Source organism: Pseudomonas sp. JL3, assembly GCF_031570575.1.
In the GTDB taxonomy this organism is placed as follows: Bacteria; Pseudomonadota; Gammaproteobacteria; order Pseudomonadales; family Pseudomonadaceae; genus Aquipseudomonas; species Aquipseudomonas cucumis.
Genome location: NZ_JAKWJK010000003.1, coordinates 459,597 through 480,262 on the forward strand (window position 1 = coordinate 459,597; position 20,666 = coordinate 480,262).

Sequence of the window (20,666 nt, forward strand, 5' to 3'; positions counted from 1 at the left end):
CTGAATGAGCCTGCAACTGAGCTTCGCCGAACACAGCGCCATCGGCCCCCGCGAGGAGAACCAGGACGCTCTGCGCCTGGTCACTCCGGCCCCGGCGCTGGCGGCAAGCAAGGGTTACCTGTTCGCCATCGCCGACGGCGTCAGCCAATGTGCCGACGGCGGTCTCGCGGCCCGTTCAACCTTGCAGGCCTTGGCGCTGGACTACTACGCGACCCCGGAAACCTGGGGTGTCGCCCAGGCACTGGATCGCCTGCTGCTGGCGCAAAATCGCTGGTTGCAGGCTAACGGCGGCGGGCAACCGCTGCTGACCACGGTCAGTGCCTTGGTGATGCGCGGCCGGCGCTTCACCTTGGCGCATGTCGGCGATTGCCGGGTTTATCGCTGGCACGCCGACACGCTGCAACGGGTGAGTGAGGATCACGTCTGGGACCAGCCGGGCATGCAGCATGTGCTCAAACGGGCCTTGGGGCTGGATCAACACCTGGTGCTGGACTTTCTCGATGGCGAACTGCGCCTGAACGAGAGTTTCGTGCTGCTCAGCGACGGCATCTGGGCCGTGCTGGGCGACACGGCCATTGCGGCGATTCTGCGCGATCAACCTGATCTGGACAGTGCTGCGCAGACCCTGGTCAGCGCGGCGCACCTGGCCGGCAGTCAGGACAATGCCAGCGCCCTGCTGGTGCGGGTCGATGCCCTCGGCGAAACCAGCATTGGCGACGCGCTGATTCATCTGCAGCAATGGCCACTCCCGCCTGCACTGAAGCCGGGCCAGACTTTCGAAGGCTGGCAGGTCGAAGGGATCCTCGGCCAGAGCCAGCAATCGCTGCTCTACCGGGTGCGCGACGCACAACAACAGCCCTGGCTGCTGAAAACCTTGCCCAGTGCACTCCGTGACGATCACCAGGCCGGGCAGGCATTGTTGTCGGAAGAATGGTTTCTCAAGCGTGTGGCCGGGCGGCATTTTCCTGAAGTCCATGCCGCCAGTCAGCGTCAGCATTTGTACTACGTGATGCGGGAATATTCCGGGTCAACCCTGGCGGAGCTGCATGAGCGTGTCGCAACGCTGCCACTGGCTCAATGGCTGGACCTGGCCGAACGCTTGCTGCGGGCCATCGGCATATTGCATCGACGGCAGATTCTGCATCGCGATATCAAACCGGAGAACCTGCTGTTGGGGGACGACGGCGAGTTGCGCCTGCTGGATTTCGGCCTCGCCTACTGCCCCGGGCTGTCCGAAGATCAAGCTTGCGCCCTTCCCGGAACGCCCAGCTATATCGCACCGGAAGCCTTTCGAGGTGACGCTCCTACACCACAACAGGATTTGTATGCGGTCGGCGTGACCTTGTATTACCTGCTGACCGGGCATTATCCCTACGGCGAAATCGAAGCATTCCAGCGTCCTCGGTTTGGTGTGCCTGTCAGCGCCAGTCGCTACCGGCCCGACCTGCCGGAATGGATCGCGCAAAGCCTGGAGCGCGCGGTGGCGGCGGCTCCGGATCAGCGTTTTGAAACGGCGGAAGAATGGTTGTTGCTACTGGAACAGGGAGAACGACGCAGCTTGAGCGTACGCCCCAGGCCGTTGCTGGAGCGCGAACCGTTGAAGGTCTGGCGGACGTTGGCGCTGGTGTCGTTGCTGGTGAATCTGGTGCTGCTGTTTTTGCTGTTTCATGGTTGAGTTTTTCACTTCACCCAAAAGATCAAAGGATCGCAGCCTGCGGCAGCCCCTACGGGTGCCCACGATCTCCTGTAGGAGCTGGCGCAGCCTGCGATCTTTTGATCTTTCTGCTTCAAAACCGGGCATCGCGCATTGAACCGGTGCACGCAAACACCCTCCCCCCACGGTGAGAGCCCATAAATTCGGCATTTGCGCGACTTGGCACAACCACTGCATTACCTTTCCCAACATACATAAAGCCCAACCTTCAACGTAGAAGGCTGCGCTGCCCGAGAGAACGGGACAAGGACAAAGGCGTCCTCGCTAGTTAACTAGCGGGACGCCTTTTTTTGTTTGCGCAAAATTTTGTCGAGCAAGGCCTGAATGCCCTGATGAGGCAGGCCCGAGCTCCCCGGAGAACCTGATGAAAAAACTAAAACTAGTGATGATCGGTAACGGCATGGCCGGGGTTCGTACCCTGGAAGAACTGCTCAAGCTGAGCAATGAGCTGTACGACATCACGGTCTTCGGCGCCGAACCCCATACCAACTACAACCGCATCCTGCTGTCGCCCGTACTGGCTGGCGAACAAACGTTCGAAGAGATCGTGCTCAACGATCTGGACTGGTACCTGGAAAACAACATCAAGCTGCTGCTCAACCGCAAAGTGGTGGAGATCGACCGGGTCAAACGTCGGGTTATCGCCGAAGACGGCACCGAGGCCGAATACGACCGCCTGCTGATTGCCACCGGTTCGACCCCGTTCATCCTGCCGATCCCCGGTAATACCTTGCAGGGCGTGATTGGCTACCGCGACATTGCCGACACCCAGGCGATGATCGACACCGCCAAGACCCACAAGCATGCCGTGGTCATCGGCGGCGGCCTGCTGGGTCTTGAAGCCGCCAACGGCCTGATGCTGCGCGGCATGCACGTCACCGTGGTGCACATCGGCGAATGGCTGCTGGAACGGCAACTGGACAAAACCAGTGGCCAACTCCTGCAAACCGCTCTGGAAGCCCGCGGCCTGCATTTCCGCCTGTGCGAACAGACCCAAGCCCTGCACGACACCGGCAATGGCCGGGTCGGCTCGGTGCAGTTCAAGAATGGCGACATCATTCCTGCCGATCTGGTGGTGATGGCCGCCGGTATTCGCCCCAACACCGAGCTTGCGGAAAAATCCGGCATCCCATGCAACCGCGGGATCCTGGTCAACGACACGATGCAAACCTACGACCCTCGGGTCTATGCCATCGGCGAATGCGCCAGCCACCGTGGAATCGCCTACGGCCTGGTCGCGCCGCTGTTCGAACAGGCCAAGGTGTGCGCCAACCATCTCGCCCAACTGGGTTTCGCCACCTACAAGGGTTCGGTGACGTCGACCAAATTGAAAGTCACCGGCATCGACCTGTTTTCCGCCGGCGACTTCATGGGCGGCGAAGGCACCGAGACCATCACCCTCTCCGACCCGATCGGCGGGGTCTACAAAAAACTGGTGATCAAGGATGACGTGCTGGTCGGCGCCTGTCTGTACGGCGATACGGCAGATGGTGGTTGGTATTTCCGGCAGATCCGTGAGAACCATGACATCCGGCAAATCCGCGATCACCTGATGTTCGGCGGCTCTTCGTCTATGGAGCAGGCCTTGGGCGATGTAGGACACCAGGGCCAGGACAAAGCCATGAGCATGGCCGACACCGCCGAAGTCTGCGGCTGCAATGGCGTGTGCAAAGGCACCATCGTCAAGGCCATCCAGGAACACGGTCTGTTCAGCGTCGACGACGTGAAGAAACACACCAAGGCCGCCAGCTCCTGCGGCTCCTGCGCCGGCCTCGTCGAGCAGATCCTGATCAACACCGTGGGCGGTGCGGCGGATGTCAAACCGAAAAGCGAAAAAGCCATCTGCGGTTGCAGCGACCTCAACCACGGGCAAATCCGCCAGGCCATCCGCGACCAGCACCTGCTGACCATCGCCGGCACCATGAGCTACCTGAACTGGCGCACCCCTAACGGTTGCGCCACGTGCCGTCCGGCGCTCAACTACTACCTGATTTCCACCTGGCCGGGCGAAGCCAAGGACGATCCACAATCACGCCTGATCAACGAACGCGCCCACGCCAACATTCAGAAAGACGGCACTTACTCTGTAGTCCCGCGGATGTGGGGCGGTGTGACCAATCCTTCAGAGTTGCGACGCATTGCCGACGTGGCCGACAAGTACAACGTGCCGATGGTCAAGGTCACCGGCGGCCAGCGCATCGACTTGCTGGGGATCAAAAAGCAGGACCTGCCAGGCGTCTGGAAAGACCTGGACATGGCGTCCGGCCACGCCTACGGCAAATCCATCCGCACCGTGAAAACCTGCGTCGGCAGCGAGTTCTGCCGCTTCGGCACCCAGAACTCCACGCAACTGGGCATCGAGCTTGAGCACGACCTGTTCAACATGTGGTCGCCGCACAAAGTGAAACTGGCCGTCTCCGGTTGCCCACGCAACTGTTCGGAAGCGGGGATCAAAGACGTCGGAATTATCGGCGTGGATTCCGGCTGGGAGATGTACATCGGCGGCAACGGCGGGATCAAAACCGAAGTTGCAGAGTTTTTCGTCAAGCTGAAAACCGCCGAAGAAGTACGCGAATACAACGGCGCATTCCTGCAGCTGTACCGCGAAGAAGCCTTCTACCTGGAGCGCACCGTACATTACCTGCAACGGGTCGGCATGGAACACATCAAGAAAGCCGTGCTGGAAGACCCCGAGCGGCGCAAGGCCTTGAACGATCGCCTGCAATTCTCCCTGTCGTTCGAACAGGATCCGTGGAAGGAACGCCTCGAACAGCCGCTGCTGAAAAAAGAATTCGAGGTCATTCCCGTGAAGAACCTGGAGGTGTCGGTATGAACTGGCTGGATATCTGCGCACTGGAAGAGATCAACACCCTGGGCTCGCGGATCATCGCCGGCCCGAAAGGCGACATCGCGATTTTTCGTACGAGCGACGATGAGGTTTTCGCCCTCGACGACCGCTGCCCGCACAAGGGCGGGCCGCTGTCCCAGGGTTTGATCTACGGCAAACGGGTGGCCTGCCCGCTGCACAACTGGCAGATCGACCTGGAAACCGGCGAGGCCCAGGCCCCGGATATCGGCTGCGCCCACCATCACTCGGCACGGGTCGAGAATGGCCGGGTGCTGCTGGCCCTGCGGGAAGCAAGCTGATGAACCAGATCACCGCCTCCACCTGCTGCTACTGCGGAGTCGGCTGCGGCGTGCTGATCGAGCACGACGGCGAGCGCATTCTCGGCGTCAGCGGCGATCCGGCACACCCGGCCAACTTCGGCAAATTGTGCAGCAAAGGTTCGACCCTGCACCTGACCGGCGACCTGGCGGCACGGGCGTTATACCCGGAACTGCGCCTGGGCAAAGGCCTGGCCCGCAGCCGCACCGACTGGGACACTGCGCTCGATCACGCCGCCAGCGTCTTCGCCGAAACCATCGCCGAGCACGGCCCGGACAGCGTTGCATTCTATATCTCCGGGCAGTTGCTGACTGAGGATTACTACGCCTTTAACAAACTGGCGCGAGCGCTGGTGGGCACCAACAACATCGACAGTAATTCGCGGCTGTGCATGTCTTCGGCAGTGGTCGGCTACAAGCGCAGCCTCGGCGCTGATGCTCCGCCTTGCAACTACGAAGACCTGGAATTGAGCGACTGCGTGATGATCGTCGGCAGCAACATGGCCTATGCCCATCCGATCCTCTTTCGTCGCCTGGAAGAAGCCAAATCCCGCCGGCCACAGATGAAAGTCATCGTCATCGACCCTCGGCGCACCGACACCTGCGATTTGGCTGACATGCATTTGGCGATCCTGCCCGGCACCGATGTCGCCTTGTTCCATGGGATTTTGCATCTCTTGCTGTGGGAAGACTGGGTCGACCGCGACTTCATCAAGGCCCACACCGAAGGCTTGGCCGAGCTGAAAAACCTGGTGCGCGATTACACCCCGACAATGGTTTCGCAACTCTGCGGCATCAGCGTCGAGCAACTGCATCAATGCGCGCAATGGGTCGGCACTTCACCGAGCTTTCTGTCGCTGTGGTGCATGGGGCTGAATCAGTCCACCGCCGGCAGCGCGAAGAACAGCGCGTTGATCAACCTGCACCTGGCCACCGGGCAAATCGGCCGGCCCGGTGCAGGACCTTTCTCACTGACTGGTCAGCCGAATGCCATGGGCGGTCGGGAAACCGGCAGTTTGTCGAACCTGCTGCCAGGTCATCGCGAAGCGGCCAATGCCGAACACCGCGCGCAAGTAGCCGACTACTGGGGTGTTGATCAACTGCCCGCGAACACCGGGCTGACCGCCATCGAACTGTTCGAGCAGATGCGCAGCGGCAAGATCAAAGCCCTGTGGATCGCCTGCACCAACCCTGCACAGTCGCTGCCGGATCAGACCGTTGTGCGCGAAGCACTGCAAGCCTGTCCGTTCGTGGTGTTGCAGGAAGCCTTTTGCACCACTGAAACCGCCGCGTTCGCCGACCTGCTGCTGCCCGCCGCCAGTTGGGGTGAAAAGGACGGCACGGTCACCAACTCCGAACGGCGCATTTCCCACGTCCGACAGGCCATCGGCGCACCCGGTGAAGCACGGCCCGACTGGGCGATCACGGTGGATTTCGCACAGCGCCTGGAAAAACATCTGCGCCCTGGAGCAACCAGCCTGTTTGCCTTTGAAACCCCGGCACAGGTCTTCGATGAATACAAACACCTGACTCGCGGCCGCGACCTCGACCTGTCCGGCATCAGCCATGCGCTGATCGACCAGCTCGGTCCGCAGCAATGGCCCTTCCCCGCCGGTGCCCGCGAAGGCACGGCGCGACTGTACCTGGATGGAGTTTTCCCGACCGCCAGCGGGCGCGCACAGTTCGTCACCGACCCGTATCGCGCCGCCAAGGAGCAACGCGATGCGCGCTTCCCGCTGACCCTGATCACGGGCCGCCTGCGCGATCAATGGCACGGCATGAGCCGCACCGGCACCGCTGCGCAGTTGTTCGGCCATGTCAGCGAAGCCGTGTTGAGCCTGCACCCGGATGAACTGCGTCGGCATCGCCTGCAATCTGGCGATCTGATCAATCTGAAAAGTCGCCGGGGCTCGGTGATCGTGCCGGTCAGCAGCGACGACAGCGTACGTCCGGGCCAGGCTTTCCTGCCGATGCATTGGGGCGACCGTTTTCTCAAGGGCGGCGTGAATACCCTGACCCTTCCCGCCTTCGACCCGCTGTCGAAGCAACCGGAACTCAAACACAGCGGTGTACGACTCGAGCCTGTGCACTTGCCCTGGCAGCTTTTCGCCCTGATAGAGGGTGATGTTCAACAGCACTTGGAGACGCTGCGACCGCTCTGCGAGGCGTTTTCCTACGCAAGCCTCAGCCTTACCGGCCGTGAACGCCCTGCACTGCTGATACGCGCCGCCAGCGCCACCGCGCCAGAGCCGCAGCTGTTGCGTGATATCGATCAATGTCTGGGGCTCAACGACGGCCCGGTTTTGGCCTACGACGATCCTCGGCGCTCGATCGGCAAGCGGGTACGGATCGAGAACGGTCGGATCACCGCGATTCGCCTGGCCGGTGAAACACTCGCCCAGCACTGGCTGCAAAGCCTGTGGCTCGAAGGTCGCGCCGACGAACAGCTACGTCGTTGGCTGCTGGCGCCCTTGAGTGCGCCACCGGGCAGCGCTGGCAGTTCGGCATCGGGCACCAAAACCCTGTGCAACTGCATGAACGTGAGCCAGAACGCGGTCTGTGCCGGTATCAGCCGTGGCCTGGACTTGCAGGGTTTGAAACAAGAATTGGGCTGCGGCACGCAATGCGGCTCCTGCGTTCCGGAAATCAAGCGTTTGCTGGCCGCCACTGCGCAGCCAGTCGCCGTCACCTCGTGAGGAAAACACTATGAACGCAAAAGTCTGGCTGGTGGGTGCGGGTCCTGGCGACCCTGAATTGCTGACCCTCAAGGCGGTTCGAGCGTTGCGCGAAGCGGACGTAGTGCTGATCGACGATCTGGTCAATGACGCGGTGCTGGAGCATTGTCCGAGCGCGCGAATTATTCCTGTGGGCAAGCGCGGTGGCTGTCGCTCAACGCCTCAAGCCTTCATTCATCGCCTGATGTTGCGTTATACCCGTCACGGCAAATGCGTGGTGCGGCTCAAGGGTGGCGATCCGTGCATCTTCGGGCGCGGCGGTGAGGAAGCGCAGTGGCTGCGTGAGCGTGGCGTCGAGGTTGAGCTGGTCAATGGCATCACGGCTGGTCTTGCCGGCGCCACCCAATGCGATATTCCGCTGACACTGAGGGGCGTCGCGCGTGGCGTGACACTGGTCACGGCGCACACTCAGGATGACAGCAGCCTGAACTGGCAGGCCCTGGCTCAAGGGGGCACCACACTGGTGATCTACATGGGTGTGGCGAAGCTTAGTGAGATTCGCGAGCAACTGCTGGCCGGCGGAATGGCAGCCGATACACCCGTGGCGATGATCGAAAATGCTTCCCTGCCGTACCAACGGGAATGTCGGAGCGACTTGGCAGCCATGGAAGACGATGCCTGCGACTTCCAGCTCAAAAGCCCGGCGATTCTGGTGATCGGTGCTGTGGCGGCCTGCGATGAGATCAAAAGATCGCAGACTGCGGCAGCGCCTACATGGGCTCAGTGTTCATCTTTGTAAGGATTGAAAGATCGCAGCTTGCGCGAGCGCCTACAGTAGTGAAGGCCGAACCAATGTAGGAGCTGCCGCAGGCTGGGATCTTTTCGGAACACCGCCAAACCCTCGCTGAACCCCAAATCGCAGACAAAGAAAAGCCCGGCCTAAGCCGGGCTTTTCCAGAGCTGCGAGCTAATTACTTAGCTTGAGCTTCAACCTGCGCTTCTACGCGACGGTTTACAGCGCGGCCAGCATCAGTAGCGTTGTCAGCAACTGGGCGGGATTCGCCGTAGCCAACAGACTGAACGCGGGACGATTCAACACCGTACTGGTTGGTCAGAACGTTCTTAACGGCGTTTGCACGACGCTCGGACAGTTTCTGGTTGTAAGCGTCAGGACCGACGGAGTCAGTGTGACCTTCAACAGTAGTAGTGGTGGATGGGTACTGCTTCATGAAGTCAGCCAGGTTCTTGATGTCGCCGTAGCTGTTAGGCTTGACTACCGACTTGTCGAAGTCGAACTTCACGTCCAGCTCAACACGAACAACTTCAGCAACTGCTGGGCAGCCATCAGCGTCAACAGTTACGTTGGCTGGGGTGTCCGGGCACTTGTCAACGTTGTCGCAAACGCCATCGTTGTCGCTGTCGGCGCAGACTTCAGCTGGTGCTGGAACTGGAGCAGCAGCAGGCTTGGAGCCGCCACCGAAGTTCACACCGATACCGACGCTAGGAGCCCACTCGGTGTCGCCCTGGTCGATGTTGTACTGAGCTTCAACGCCGGCACGGGCGTAGAAGTTGTCGGTGAAGTACAGCTTGGCACCGCCGCCAACGTTGGCGAAGGTGGAACCGTTACGACCGCTTTTGCCGTTCTGACCAATGCTTTGGTCGGAGAAGCCAGCCGATACGTACGGACGCAGCATGTCGCCCGGGTTGTTGAAGTGGTACAGAGCATCCAGAGCGGTGTTGGAGCCCTTGATGTTACGGCCATCTTCAGCACGTGCGTTGTGCACTTCGTCGTAGGCCAGACGCAGTTCAACGTCGTCGGTCAGGAAGTAACCGATCGAACCGCCGAACAGGTTGCCGTTGTTCTTGAAGTCACGAGCGCTATCGAACATTTCTTTCTTAGCGAAGCCTTCGATTTCAACTGCGCCTTGGCCTTGTGCCAGAGCGCCGAACGAAGTGGCAGCAATAAGAGAACCAATGGCCAAGCCCAAGGTGTTTTTCAGTTTCATCCGTTAAATCCCCATCTGGTGATTGTGAAGCAGTCCCGCAAACCGGGGGACAACTCGGCGGCAAGTCTATCAGAACTTGCCTACACGTAAGAGATATTTGCGCCGAACTAAGTTTCAGCAATGCCTGCAAATTTCTCACGCAATTTGTCTAGAGCGCGTTTGTAACGCATTTTTGTTGCACTCAAACCCATGTGCATTATGTCTGCGATCTCCTGAAATTCCAGCTCTGCGACAAATCGTAGCACCAGAATTTCACGGTCGATCGGGTTCACATACACCAGCCAGCGATCAAGTCCGCCCTTCTCCTCAGGTTTCGGCATCTTTTCTTCAGATGCTTCCTCCAGGGGGTCCAGACTCAAAGCGTCCATCAAGCGACGCTTTCGCCGTTCTTTCCGATACTGCGTGATGCACTCGTTGTACGTGATGCTATATAGCCATGTCTTGAACTTCGATTTCCCCTCGAAGTTCTTCAGGCCGTAGAGCACCTTCAACATCACTTCCTGACAGACATCATCTGCGTCACGATCGTTCCCGAGATACCGTGCACAAACGTTAAATAAGGTTCGCTGGTAACGCCGCATCAGTTCTTCATAAGCGCGCGTTACGTGAAACAGCTCGGTATGCGAGCGCGCGACCAACTCCTCATCAGAGAGCTCGCGGGGGTCGTAGCGCGTGGAGAGCGATTGAGCTTTATTCAAAACAAGTCTGGCCGACAGTCAGGTCAATGTCCGCCGCAATCCTTCAGGACATTTTGCGGCGGCATACATTAGCAGGATTTGCCGGGTTAGCGGCTACTCACATGCTGCTCCAAGAGAAACCGATTCGAGAGAGAGACTAGCTCACCCTCATCGGTCAGCACGGTGGTTTTAACCGTGCCGATCTCTTCGATCTGACCTTCGACCTCACCAACACGCACTTGTTGCCCAACCTGATACAACTCACGCACATAGATTCCCGCAAGAATCTGACCGGCAATTTCCCGGCTTCCCAAGCCCATGGCCAGCGCAACCGCCAGACCAACGGTAATCAAAACGATCACGATTACATGGTTGAGCAGGTCAGTTTTGACCTCCAACTGGCTGATCGCAACCGAAATACTGATGATGATCACCAGGCCTTGGGCAATTCGCCCCAGGCCCGCGGCGTAATCAAGCCCTACGCCTTCTGCCGCGCCACGCACCAGCCCATTGGCCAGTTGCGCCAGCAAGACACCCACCAACAGCACCAGCGCAGCGCCGAATACTTTCGGCAAATACAGCGCCAACATGTCCAGCGTAGCCGAAACTCGCTCAAGTCCAAGTGATTCTGCGGCAGAAACCAGAAAAATCAGCAGAACGAACCAATAAACGATCTTGCCTATCAATGTGGAGATAGGCACCTGAAGGCCGGCGCGGGACAGCAACTTGGTCAGTCCGGTGCCGCCCATCAAGCGATCGAGGCCCAGCTTGGCAAGCAATTTGGAGAGCAGCGTGTCCAGCAGTTTGGCTACGACAAAACCCAGCAGCAGCACAACCAGTGCGCCAAACAGGTTGGGAATGAAGTTCGCAACCTTGGTCCATAACGCAGTCATTGCAGTGACGAGGCTCTGAGTCCAGAGATCAAGTTCCATATTCAATCAGCCTTATCAGCAGTGCGTGCGGTAGGTTTACGAAGACGGGAAACCGGCGAGATATGGGCCGATCCGTTATTCAGGGCGATCATCAGCGCGGGCAACCAGCGGCCCAGCAGACTGAACAGATCGCCGGCACCGACCTGGCGGTTGGCGGTTTTCAGCACGCGACCCAGGCAAGCATCGTCGTCACGGCTGGACGGCGAAGCTTTGAGCATGTCACGCAAAGATTGTTCAAACGGATCGTGCATACGCACCTCTCGTGATATCTGTGAAAGACGCGGTCAAATTTGGTCGGGTCACATGACTCATCTTCAGAACCAGCGCAAACGTCGGAATAGCCACCACTGCCCCAGCGCTACCGAGCCTGCCAGCAAGCAGGCGATCAGGAAGCCATAAGGGCTGGTGGAGAACGGAATACCGCCGACGTTGATGCCCAAAAGACCGGTCAGGAAACTCATCGGCAAAAAGATCCCGGTGATGATCCCGAAGCGGTACATCGTGCGGTTCATGCGCACGCTCAGACGCCGGTCTTCGGCCTCCAGGACCAGCCCCACGCGCTCCCGGGTCAATTCCAGCTCCTCGAGATAACGGGTCAGGCTGTTGTTCAATTCGTTCCAGTAATCGCCATCGTCTTCAACGAACCATGGCAGTTTTATCCGCGTCAGCTGACCGAAAATATCCCGCTGCGGAGCCAGAAAACGTTTCAGTGCGGCTGCTCTGCGACGGATCTGCAAAACGGCGCCATGCTCCGGTGTATACCGTTCGTCGGTATCCAGCTTTTCTTCTTCCTCGTCGACGATTTCCGAGAGGCAGCTGACCAGATCCTGCACTTTGTTAGTGAGGTATTGCGCCATATAAAGGATCAGTTCGGAAGCGGTTCTCGGCCCTTTGCCTTCGGCCAGTTGCACCAGCAACTCGTCGGTGGCGCGCAACGGCCGCAGACGCAGGGAGATCACCCGCTGGGCCGAACCGAAAATCCGCACCGAAACCATGTCTTCCGGCTCGGCACCTGGATTGAGGTTGATCCCGCGCAGAAACAGCAACAGCTCGGAGTCCGGCAGTGGCAAAAGACGCGGCCGGGTGTTCTCTTCCAGCAACAAGTCGCAACTAAATTCACTCAGACCGCTGTATTTACGCAGCCAGGTCTGGGTTTGCGGATGACTGCGATCCCAGTGCAGCCACAGGCTTTCATGGGCCTGCAACTGCAAGTCATCGAGTTCAGTCCGGGCTATCGAACGCGCACCGCCTTTACCGTCCAGCACCAGGGCATGCACCAGCCCCCACTGCGCGTTTTCTTCCTCGAACATCCTCACCCCTTTAATGAAACGCGCTTTATTCAGGCATCTTCAGTGGGCTTGGCGAAATGATCACGCCGTTGTTATCCGCATAAACATAGTGACCCGGGTGGAAGGTCACACCCGCGAAGGTCACGGCAATATTGAGTTCACCCACACCGCGCCGGTCGGTTTTCATCGGGTGACTGGCCAGGGCCTGAACCCCCAGATCGGTTTGCGCGATGACGTCGACGTCGCGGATGCAGCCGTAGATCACCAGCCCTTCCCAACCGTTATTGGCGGCTTTCTCGGCCAGCAGGTCGCCCAACAACGCGCGGCGCAGGGAACCGCCACCGTCTACCACCAGCACTTTACCGTTACCCTTGAGCGCGACTTGCTCCTTGACCAGCGAATTATCTTCGAAACATTTGATGGTCACGATTTCGCCACCGAAAGAATCACGGCCACCGAAATTGCTGAACATCGGTTCCAGCACCTGCACCAGCTCCGGATAGGCGTCGCACAGGTCAGGCGTGAGGTAATGGTTCATCGAGAAACTCCTGTAAAAAGGAAGACAATCGAGTAGACCGCAGAGGCGGGCCAAGGTTGAACGGCTGCAAACGCGCCGATCGAATCGTTCACCAAAAGTGACCAGAACTGCTTAATGCGTCATATCTTAGCCGCAAGCCGTTCAGAGCGAAATGCCCTTGTTAGAGCATCAGACTCAAACGGCCGCGGCCAAATCCGGCTTCCCGCCCAGCAAAGGTGTCTGTTGATCCGCCAGCCAACGCGCCACCAACGGCCAGACTTCGGTCTGCGCAGACTTGCTGACCAGCATTTCCACATGACCGAAATTATCGCCAAAGCCTTGCTCGCGGCCAAGGGTGATGAATTGCTTGTGCTCGGAGCCGACCTGATCGAACAGCTTGCGGCAGGCCCAGGTCGGGTCCTGATGATCGCCCGCGGCGCTCACGGCCAACACCGGTAACTGAACCTCGGCCAAACCCGCCCACCAATCCTTGTCGGCGTCGCCAAAACGCCCGAACAGCCCGTACCAACGCATGCTTTCCAAGGCCAGGCCTATTGGCTCGTCCTCCGGGCCGCGCTTGAGCCGGGAACCCGACAGTTGGGCAAACCGCTTGAGAATGAAGCGCCCGCTCCACTCCACCGGAGGAAACTTCAACGGCCAGTAAGTGCGGCTGACCTGCGTACCGAAAAACGCAGCAGAAGCCACGACAGGCTCGCCGATGTATTCCCCACCCAGCGCCGCCGCCAGCGTAATGCCACCCAGCGAATGACCGATCCAATGTGGAACCTGGCCGCTTTGCTCGCGCACGAACGCGCCAATGGCCGGCAAATCGTAACGTGCGTAGTCGGCGACGCGGTTCTGGCGATAGTTCTGGTTGCGCTGAGACAGGCCATGACCGCGCATTTCCGGAATCCACACATCGAAGCCCAGACGCGTCAGATAAGCCCCCAACCCCAGACCTTTGGGAGAGAACCAGAACCGTCGATTGGAAAAACTGCCGTGCAACAAAATCACCGGCACGCCACGCACCGCCGGCTCGTCGGCCAGGCCCAGGCGTGTCACAGCCAGTTCGACGGTGCCGTCGGGGCTGTTACCGGGTTTCAAACGATAGACGTCTTCGCTCAGATCACCGCGCCGCTCGGCGCTGATCAGGGCGACAGGAAATAGGTTGCTGCTGCTTTGCATAATGCTCTTGCACAAAAAAGGGCGGCATCCAGATGGAGCCCGCCCTACTTGAGTCTTAAAGCCTCGACCCACACTACCACTGGACCGAGGCTTCATTCACGAATCAGGCCGGAGCCTGACCTTCAGCCAGGAAGAACCAGGTTTCCAGTACGGAATCGGGGTTCAGCGAAACGCTTTCGATGCCCTGCTCCATCAGCCACTTTGCCAGATCCGGGTGATCCGAAGGACCCTGACCGCAGATGCCGATGTACTTGCCAGCCTTGTTGCACGCCTGAATAGCATTGGCCAGCAGCTTCTTGACCGCAGGATTACGCTCGTCGAACAGGTGCGCGATGATCCCGGAGTCACGGTCCAGGCCCAGTGTCAGCTGGGTCAGATCGTTGGAGCCGATGGAGAAGCCGTCGAAGAACTCGAGGAACTCTTCAGCCAGGATTGCGTTGGACGGCAGTTCGCACATCATGATCACGCGCAGACCGTTTTCGCCACGGGCCAGACCGTTTTCGGCCAGCAGGTCAACGACCTGGCTCGCTTCGCCCAGGGTACGGACGAACGGCACCATGATTTCAACGTTGGTCAGGCCCATCTCGTTGCGCACGCGCTTGAGGGCACGGCATTCGAGCTCGAAGCAGTCGCGGAACGATTCGCTGATATAACGCGAAGCGCCACGGAAGCCCAGCATCGGGTTCTCTTCTTCCGGCTCGTAGAGTTTGCCGCCGATCAGGTTCGCGTATTCGTTGGACTTGAAGTCCGACAGACGCACGATGACCTTTTTCGGCCAGAACGCTGCCGCCAGGGTGCTGATGCCCTCGACCAGTTTCTCGACATAGAAGCCGACCGGGTCGTTGTAACCGGCAATGCGCTTGTCGACGCTGTCCTTGATTTCTGGCGGCAGGCCATCGTAGTTCAACAGCGCCTTGGGGTGCACGCCGATCATACGGTTGATGATGAATTCCAGACGGGCCAGGCCCACACCGGCGTTCGGCAGTTGCGCGAAGTCGAAGGCGCGATCCGGGTTGCCGACGTTCATCATGATCTTGAACGGCAGATCCGGCATGGCATCCACGGAGTTTTTCTTGATGTCGAAGCCCAATTCGCCTTCGAAGATGTAACCGGTGTCGCCTTCAGCGCAGGAAACGGTCACGCCCTGGCCGTCTTTCAACAGCTGAGTGGCGTTGCCGCAACCGACCACGGCCGGAATGCCCAGCTCGCGAGCGATGATTGCCGCGTGGCAGGTACGACCGCCACGGTTGGTGACGATGGCGCTGGCGCGCTTCATGACCGGCTCCCAGTCCGGGTCGGTCATGTCGGAAACCAGAACATCGCCCGGCTGGACTTTGTCCATCTCGGACACGTCCTTGATGATCCGCACTTTGCCGGCGCCGATGCGCTGGCCGATGGCGCGACCTTCCACCAGCACGGTGCCGGTTTCTTTCAGCAGGTAACGTTCCATGACGTTGGCCGAAGTGCGGCTCTTCACGGTTTCAGGACGGGCCTGAACGATGTAGAGCTTGCCGTCGTCACCGTCTTTGGCCCATTCGATGTCCATCGGGCACTTGTAGTGCTTTTCGATGATCATCGCTTGTTTGGCCAGCTCGCTGACTTCGGCATCGCTCAGGCAGAAACGTGCACGATCAGCCTTGTCCACGTCGATGGTCTTGACCGATTTACCGGCCGTGGCCACTTCGCCGTAAATCATCTTGATGGCTTTGCTGCCCAGGTTGCGTCGCAGGATGGCCGGACGACCGGCTTCCAGCGTGCCTTTGTGGACATAGAATTCATCCGGGTTCACCGCGCCTTGTACGACGGTTTCACCCAGGCCGTAAGCGCCGGTGATGAACACCACGTCACGGAAGCCCGATTCGGTATCGAGGGTGAACATCACGCCGGCGGTACCGGTTTCGGAGCGGACCATGCGCTGCACGCCGGCCGACAGGGCAACCAGCTTGTGGTCGAAGCCCTGGTGGACGCGGTAGGAAATTGCACGGTCGTTGAACAGGGAAGCGAACACCTCTTTGGCGGCGCGAATAACGTTTTCGACGCCACGGATGTTCAGGAAGGTTTCCTGCTGACCGGCGAAGGAAGCGTCCGGCAAGTCTTCGGCGGTAGCGGAAGAGCGCACGGCAACGGCCATGTCAGGGTTGCCGGCCGACAGCGTGGCGAACGCGGTGCGGATCTCGGCGTTGAGCTTCTCGGGGAATTCGGCTTCCATGATCCATTGACGGATCTGGGCACCGGTTTTGGCCAGGGCGTTGACATCGTCGACATCCAGCGCGTCGAGGGCGGCGTGGATCTGGTCGTTCAGACCGCTCAGTTCCAGGAAATCACGATACGCCTGAGCTGTCGTGGCGAAGCCACCGGGCACCGATACACCGGCACCTGCAAGGTTACTGATCATCTCGCCCAGGGATGCGTTCTTGCCCCCCACATGCTCTACATCATGGACGCCGAGCTTATCGAGGGAAACTACGTACTCTACCAAGGTGATCTCTCCACTAACTGTGTTGGAAAAGCTCAGAAGCCGGCGACTCGGGGGAGCATTTGCCGGCTGTATGGCCTGGACCTGGAAAATAAGTGAGAATGCTGGCCACTGGCGGCCGACAAATCGCGCCTACTATATCCAAGAATCGTCACTAGCTTAAGGCCCAAGGTGCAAATGAAACGATCTGCTTTCTTTATCTCCGATGGCACGGGCATTACGGCCGAAACCCTCGGTCAAAGCCTGCTGGCGCAGTTCGAAAACATTACCTTCAGCAAGATCACGCGGCCCTACATCGACAACGCGGATAAAGCGCGGGCCATGGTACAACAAATCAACAAAGCCGCCGAAAACGATGGTTTTCGTCCGATTATTTTCGACACCATCGTCAATCAGGACATTCGTGAGATTCTCGCAACGTCGAATGGTTTCATGATCGACATTTTCTCGACCTTCCTGGCCCCGCTGGAACAGGAACTGACCGAGCATTCTTCCTACACCGTCGGTAAATCCCACTCCATCGGCGGCAACTCCAATTACATGGAGCGTATCGAGGCAGTGAACTTTGCCCTCGACAACGACGATGGCGCCCGCACCCACTATTACGATAAAGCTGATCTGATTCTAGTAGGCGTGTCGCGTTGCGGCAAAACCCCGACGTGTTTGTACATGGCCATGCAATTCGGCATCCGCGCGGCCAATTACCCGCTGACCGAAGACGACATGGAGCGCCTGCAACTGCCAACCGCCCTGCGCGCCCATCATCACAAGCTGTTCGGCCTGACCATCGACCCGGACCGCCTCACCGCGATCCGCAATGAACGCAAGCCCAACAGCCGCTATTCGAGCTACGCGCAGTGTGAATTCGAAGTGCGCGAGGTGGAGAATCTGTTTCGCCGCGAGAACATCGCCCACATCAATTCCACGCATTTCTCCGTGGAAGAGATTTCGGCGAAGATTTTAGTAGAGAAAGGTGTGGAGCGGCGGTTCAAGTAAATATCCGGCGACAGTTACACCGCCATCGCGGGCAAGCCCGCTCCCACAGGGATCTGTGTTGAATGCAAAATCTGCAAACAATGGAGAACTTGTGGGAGCGGGCTTGCCCGCGATTGCACAATGACGCGGTGTGACTAGATCACGAACAAATCCACAAACCGGTTCACCGGGGTCGCTTCAAGCGCAGCCTGGTCCTTGCACAACGCGAAGATCTCGGCACTGCGCTGAGCCGTGAAGCGCGTCGCCAGGTTGGCCTTGAACTTCTCTTCCAGCAGCGGAATACCATCGGCGCGGCGACGACGATGGCCGATCGGGTATTCCACCACCACGTTCTCGGTGCTGGAGCCGTCCTTGAAGAACACCTGCAGCGCATTGGCGATAGAGCGTTTGTCCGGCTCCAGGTATTCGCGGGTGAAGCGCGGGTCCTCGACGATGACCATTTTGTCGCGCAGCACGTCGATGATCGGATGCACGGCGTGGAAGTCGTCTTCGTATTGCTCGGCCACCAGATTACCGAACACCAGGGGCACGGCGGTCATGTACTGGATGCAGTGGTCGCGGTCCGCAGCGTTGGCCAGCGGGCCGACCTTGGAGATGATGCGGATCGCCGATTCGTGGGTGGTGATGACGATCCTGTCGATTTCGTGCAGACGGTTCCTGACCAATGGATGCAAGGTGACAGCGGCCTCGCAGGCGGTTTGCGCGTGAAACTCGGCGGGAAAGCTGATCTTGAACAGCACGTTTTCCATCACGTAGCTGCCGAACGGCCGGGAAAAGCTGAAGGCACGTTTGTCTTCAGGCTTGAGCGCCAGGTCATTGTTGGTATGGCTGAACAACACGTCGTAGAACCCCCATTGTTTGGCGGTCAGTACACCGGGAATGCCCATTTCCCCGCGCATCGCAATGTCCGCCAGACGCACGCCACGGCTGGACGCGTCCCCTGCCGCCCAGGATTTGCGCGACCCGGCATTTGGCGCATGCCGGTAAGTACGCAGTGCCTGGCCGTCGGCAAAGGCATGGGACAACGCCGACAGCAGTTGCTCGCGATTGGCGCCCATGAGCTTGGCGGTGACGGCGGTCGAGGCGACTTTCACCAGGATGACGTGATCGATGCCAACTCGGTTGAAGGAGTTTTCCAGTGCAATCACGCCTTGAATCTCATGGGCCATGATCATGGCTTCCAACACCACGCGAAGGGTCAGCGGTGCATCGCCATTGGCCAGGCGTTTTTGCGACAGGTGGTCGGCCACCGCGAGAATGGCGCCGAGGTTATCGGACGGATGACCCCATTCGGCGGCGAGCCAGGTGTCGTTGTAATCGAGCCAGCGGACGATGCAACCGATGTCCCAGGCGGCTTTGACCGGATCGAGACGGTAACTGGTCCCCGGCACGCGAGCACCGAAGGGGACGACAGTGCCTTCGACGATGGGCCCCAGGTGCTTGGTGCATTCGGGAAAACGCAGGGCCAGCAGACCGCAGCCGAGGGTGTCCATCAGGCAATTGCGGGCGGTATCCAGCGCCTCGGTAGATTCGATTTTGAAATTGAGGACGTAGTCGGCGATGTCCTGCAGGACCGTGTCGTAGTCGGGGCGATTGTTCAGGTCGACGTTGGCGCTCATGTTCGATTCACTCGGTCAGTGGTTCGCTGATGGGACCTCGGTTCAGGATCAATCTTAGTTGGTGGCGCCATTCTTGTTATTGAAATGCAATTAACTGGGGGAGCGGGCTTGCTCGCGAAGAGGGCGTGTCAGTCGAAATCAATACTGCCCTCTGATACACCGCCTTCGCGAGCAAACCCGCTCCCCCATTTGGTTCAGGGTCGGGTTTAGAAACAATCCCCCGGCACCCGGACGTAACCTTCCATCAACACCCGCGCACTGCGGCTCATGATGGCTTTGTTCACGGTCCATTCCCCGTTGATCTGGCTGGCCTCGGCGCCCACGCGCAAGGTGCCGGAGGGATGACCGAAGCGCACAGCATTACGTTCGATGCCGCCCGCCGCCAGGTTCACCAACGTGCCGGAAATCGCCGCCGCCGTGCCAATGGCCACCGCTGCCGTGCCCATCATCGCGTGGTGCAGTTTGCCCATGGACAGCGCACGCACCAGCAAGTCAATGTCGGTGGCCGCAATCGCCTTGCCGCTGGACGCAATGTAATCCGCAGGTGGGGCGACGAACGCCACCTTCGGGGTGTGCTGACGCTTGGCCGCTTCGTCCAGATGCTCAATCAGCCCCATGCGCAGCGCGCCGTAAGCGCGGATGGTTTCGAACATCGCCAGGGCTTTCAGGTCGCCGTTGATCGCTCCCTGCAATTCGGTACCGGTGTAGCCGATGTCTTCGGCATTGATGAAAATGGTCGGAATGCCGGCATTGATCAGGGTGGCCTTGAGCGTTCCGACGCCCGGCACTTCGAGGTCATCCACCAGATTGCCGGTGGGGAACATCGAACCACCGCCCCCCTCTTCTTCCGCCGCTGGGTCCATGAATTCGAGCTGCACTTCGGCCGCCGGAAAGGTCACGCCGTCGAGTTCGAAATCGCCGGTTTCCTGGACCTCACCGTTGGTGATCGGCACATGGGCGATGATGGTCTTGCCGATGTTGGCCTGCCACACGCGCACCACCGCCACACCGTTGTGCGGAATGCGGCTGGCGTCCACCAAGCCATTGCTGATGGCGAACGAACCGACCGCCGCCGACAGGTTGCCGCAGTTGCCACTCCAGTCGACGAAAGGCTTGTCGATGGAGACCTGACCGAACAGGTAATCGACGTCGTGATCGGCCTTGATGCTTTTCGACAAGATCACGGTTTTGCTGGTGCTGGACGTTGCACCGCCCATGCCGTCGATTTGCTTGTCGTAAGGGTCGGGGCTGCCGATCACTCGAAGCAATAACGCATCGCGAGCCGGGCCGGGAATCTGTGCCGCTTCGGGCAGGTCTTTCAGGCTGAAGAACACGCCTTTGCTGGTGCCGCCGCGCATGTAGGTGGCGGGGATTTTAATTTGAGGTGCGTGAGCCATATTGATCCTTCTCGGCCA

16 protein-coding genes are annotated in these 20,666 nt (G+C 59.3%); 6 read left to right on the forward strand and 10 right to left on the reverse strand.

Annotation, left to right across the window (positions count from 1 at the left end):
- The first annotated feature begins 4 nt into the window (after window positions 1-4).
- From MMG91_RS08460 to cobA, 5 genes are all read left to right on the forward strand, one after another.
- A complete protein-coding gene (locus MMG91_RS08460) occupies window positions 5-1,675 on the forward strand; it encodes a bifunctional protein-serine/threonine kinase/phosphatase (RefSeq protein WP_305448930.1) in 1,671 nt (556 codons plus the stop codon).
- Window positions 1,676-2,078: 403 nt separating this feature from the next.
- Entirely contained in the window at window positions 2,079-4,547 is a 2,469-nt protein-coding gene (nirB, locus tag MMG91_RS08465) for a nitrite reductase large subunit NirB (RefSeq protein ID WP_310659325.1), read from the forward strand.
- A complete protein-coding gene (gene nirD, locus MMG91_RS08470; protein ID WP_007902067.1) occupies window positions 4,544-4,861 on the forward strand; it encodes a nitrite reductase small subunit NirD in 318 nt (105 codons plus the stop codon). The genes nirB and nirD overlap by 4 nt, the downstream gene beginning before the upstream one ends.
- Window positions 4,861-7,575, forward strand: a complete 2,715-nt coding sequence (locus MMG91_RS08475) for a molybdopterin-dependent oxidoreductase (RefSeq protein WP_405046523.1) — start codon at window positions 4,861-4,863, stop codon at window positions 7,573-7,575. Before nirD ends, MMG91_RS08475 begins: the two co-directional genes overlap by 1 nt.
- 10 nt (window positions 7,576-7,585) lie before the next feature.
- Window positions 7,586-8,353: a uroporphyrinogen-III C-methyltransferase gene (gene cobA / locus MMG91_RS08480; RefSeq protein WP_310659326.1), complete on the forward strand. Its 768-nt coding sequence runs from the start codon at window positions 7,586-7,588 to the stop codon at window positions 8,351-8,353.
- Between the two features lie 172 nt (window positions 8,354-8,525).
- Here cobA and MMG91_RS08485 read toward each other — a convergent pair whose 3' ends face one another.
- The 8 genes from MMG91_RS08485 to ppsA form a co-directional block, all read right to left on the reverse strand.
- A complete protein-coding gene (locus MMG91_RS08485) occupies window positions 8,526-9,560 on the reverse strand; it encodes an OmpA family protein (RefSeq protein ID WP_310659327.1) in 1,035 nt (344 codons plus the stop codon).
- Between the two features lie 107 nt (window positions 9,561-9,667).
- Window positions 9,668-10,258 carry an RNA polymerase sigma factor SigX gene (gene sigX / locus MMG91_RS08490; RefSeq protein ID WP_032830573.1) on the reverse strand — a complete coding sequence of 197 codons (591 nt, stop codon included), beginning with the start codon at window positions 10,256-10,258 and terminating at the stop codon, window positions 9,668-9,670.
- Between the two features lie 86 nt (window positions 10,259-10,344).
- Window positions 10,345-11,169 carry a mechanosensitive ion channel family protein gene (locus MMG91_RS08495; protein ID WP_253551686.1) on the reverse strand — a complete coding sequence of 275 codons (825 nt, stop codon included), beginning with the start codon at window positions 11,167-11,169 and terminating at the stop codon, window positions 10,345-10,347.
- 2 nt (window positions 11,170-11,171) lie between these two features.
- Window positions 11,172-11,420: a hypothetical protein gene (locus MMG91_RS08500; RefSeq protein WP_007902080.1), complete on the reverse strand. Its 249-nt coding sequence runs from the start codon at window positions 11,418-11,420 to the stop codon at window positions 11,172-11,174.
- A gap of 63 nt (window positions 11,421-11,483) precedes the next feature.
- Window positions 11,484-12,479 (reverse strand): zinc transporter ZntB, encoded by a 996-nt coding sequence (locus MMG91_RS08505; protein ID WP_038979912.1) that lies wholly within the window; start codon window positions 12,477-12,479, stop codon window positions 11,484-11,486.
- A gap of 25 nt (window positions 12,480-12,504) precedes the next feature.
- Window positions 12,505-12,996: a ribonuclease E activity regulator RraA gene (gene rraA, locus MMG91_RS08510; RefSeq protein WP_305426119.1), complete on the reverse strand. Its 492-nt coding sequence runs from the start codon at window positions 12,994-12,996 to the stop codon at window positions 12,505-12,507.
- A 174-nt stretch (window positions 12,997-13,170) separates the two neighbouring features.
- Complete coding sequence (locus MMG91_RS08515) at window positions 13,171-14,160, reverse strand: alpha/beta fold hydrolase (RefSeq protein WP_305448924.1); 990 nt, start codon at window positions 14,158-14,160, stop codon at window positions 13,171-13,173.
- Between the two features lie 103 nt (window positions 14,161-14,263).
- The gene (ppsA, locus tag MMG91_RS08520) at window positions 14,264-16,639 is read right to left on the reverse strand and encodes a phosphoenolpyruvate synthase (RefSeq protein ID WP_310659328.1); all 2,376 of its coding nucleotides are present in this window, start codon (window positions 16,637-16,639) and stop codon (window positions 14,264-14,266) included.
- A gap of 174 nt (window positions 16,640-16,813) precedes the next feature.
- Here ppsA and MMG91_RS08525 point away from each other — a divergent pair, with 174 nt between their 5' ends.
- Window positions 16,814-17,632 carry a pyruvate, water dikinase regulatory protein gene (locus MMG91_RS08525; RefSeq protein WP_007902088.1) on the forward strand — a complete coding sequence of 273 codons (819 nt, stop codon included), beginning with the start codon at window positions 16,814-16,816 and terminating at the stop codon, window positions 17,630-17,632.
- Between the two features lie 134 nt (window positions 17,633-17,766).
- Here the strand turns inward: MMG91_RS08525 and prpD are convergent, their stop codons facing one another.
- On the reverse strand, window positions 17,767-19,251 hold the full coding sequence (gene prpD, locus MMG91_RS08530; RefSeq protein WP_305505528.1) for a 2-methylcitrate dehydratase: 1,485 nt from the start codon (window positions 19,249-19,251) through the stop codon (window positions 17,767-17,769).
- Window positions 19,252-19,457: 206 nt separating this feature from the next.
- A complete protein-coding gene (gene prpF / locus MMG91_RS08535; RefSeq protein WP_310659329.1) occupies window positions 19,458-20,648 on the reverse strand; it encodes a 2-methylaconitate cis-trans isomerase PrpF in 1,191 nt (396 codons plus the stop codon).
- Between the last annotated feature and the right edge of the window lie 18 nt (window positions 20,649-20,666).

What these genes read in the sequence shown, in the direction of transcription:
- MMG91_RS08460 (WP_305448930.1), top strand. Translation starts at nt 5, where the DNA reads ATGAGCCTGCAACTGAGCTTCGCCGAACACAGCGCCATCGGCCCCCGC.
- nirB (WP_310659325.1), top strand. Translation starts at nt 2,079, where the DNA reads ATGAAAAAACTAAAACTAGTGATGATCGGTAACGGCATGGCCGGGGTT.
- nirD (WP_007902067.1), top strand. Translation starts at nt 4,544, where the DNA reads ATGAACTGGCTGGATATCTGCGCACTGGAAGAGATCAACACCCTGGGC.
- MMG91_RS08475 (WP_405046523.1), top strand. Translation starts at nt 4,861, where the DNA reads ATGAACCAGATCACCGCCTCCACCTGCTGCTACTGCGGAGTCGGCTGC.
- cobA (WP_310659326.1), top strand. Translation starts at nt 7,586, where the DNA reads ATGAACGCAAAAGTCTGGCTGGTGGGTGCGGGTCCTGGCGACCCTGAA.
- MMG91_RS08485 (WP_310659327.1), bottom strand. Translation starts at nt 9,560, where the DNA reads ATGAAACTGAAAAACACCTTGGGCTTGGCCATTGGTTCTCTTATTGCT.
- MMG91_RS08495 (WP_253551686.1), bottom strand. Translation starts at nt 11,169, where the DNA reads ATGGAACTTGATCTCTGGACTCAGAGCCTCGTCACTGCAATGACTGCG.
- MMG91_RS08500 (WP_007902080.1), bottom strand. Translation starts at nt 11,420, where the DNA reads ATGCACGATCCGTTTGAACAATCTTTGCGTGACATGCTCAAAGCTTCG.
- MMG91_RS08505 (WP_038979912.1), bottom strand. Translation starts at nt 12,479, where the DNA reads ATGTTCGAGGAAGAAAACGCGCAGTGGGGGCTGGTGCATGCCCTGGTG.
- rraA (WP_305426119.1), bottom strand. Translation starts at nt 12,996, where the DNA reads ATGAACCATTACCTCACGCCTGACCTGTGCGACGCCTATCCGGAGCTG.
- MMG91_RS08515 (WP_305448924.1), bottom strand. Translation starts at nt 14,160, where the DNA reads ATGCAAAGCAGCAGCAACCTATTTCCTGTCGCCCTGATCAGCGCCGAG.
- MMG91_RS08525 (WP_007902088.1), top strand. Translation starts at nt 16,814, where the DNA reads ATGAAACGATCTGCTTTCTTTATCTCCGATGGCACGGGCATTACGGCC.
- prpD (WP_305505528.1), bottom strand. Translation starts at nt 19,251, where the DNA reads ATGAGCGCCAACGTCGACCTGAACAATCGCCCCGACTACGACACGGTC.
- prpF (WP_310659329.1), bottom strand. Translation starts at nt 20,648, where the DNA reads ATGGCTCACGCACCTCAAATTAAAATCCCCGCCACCTACATGCGCGGC.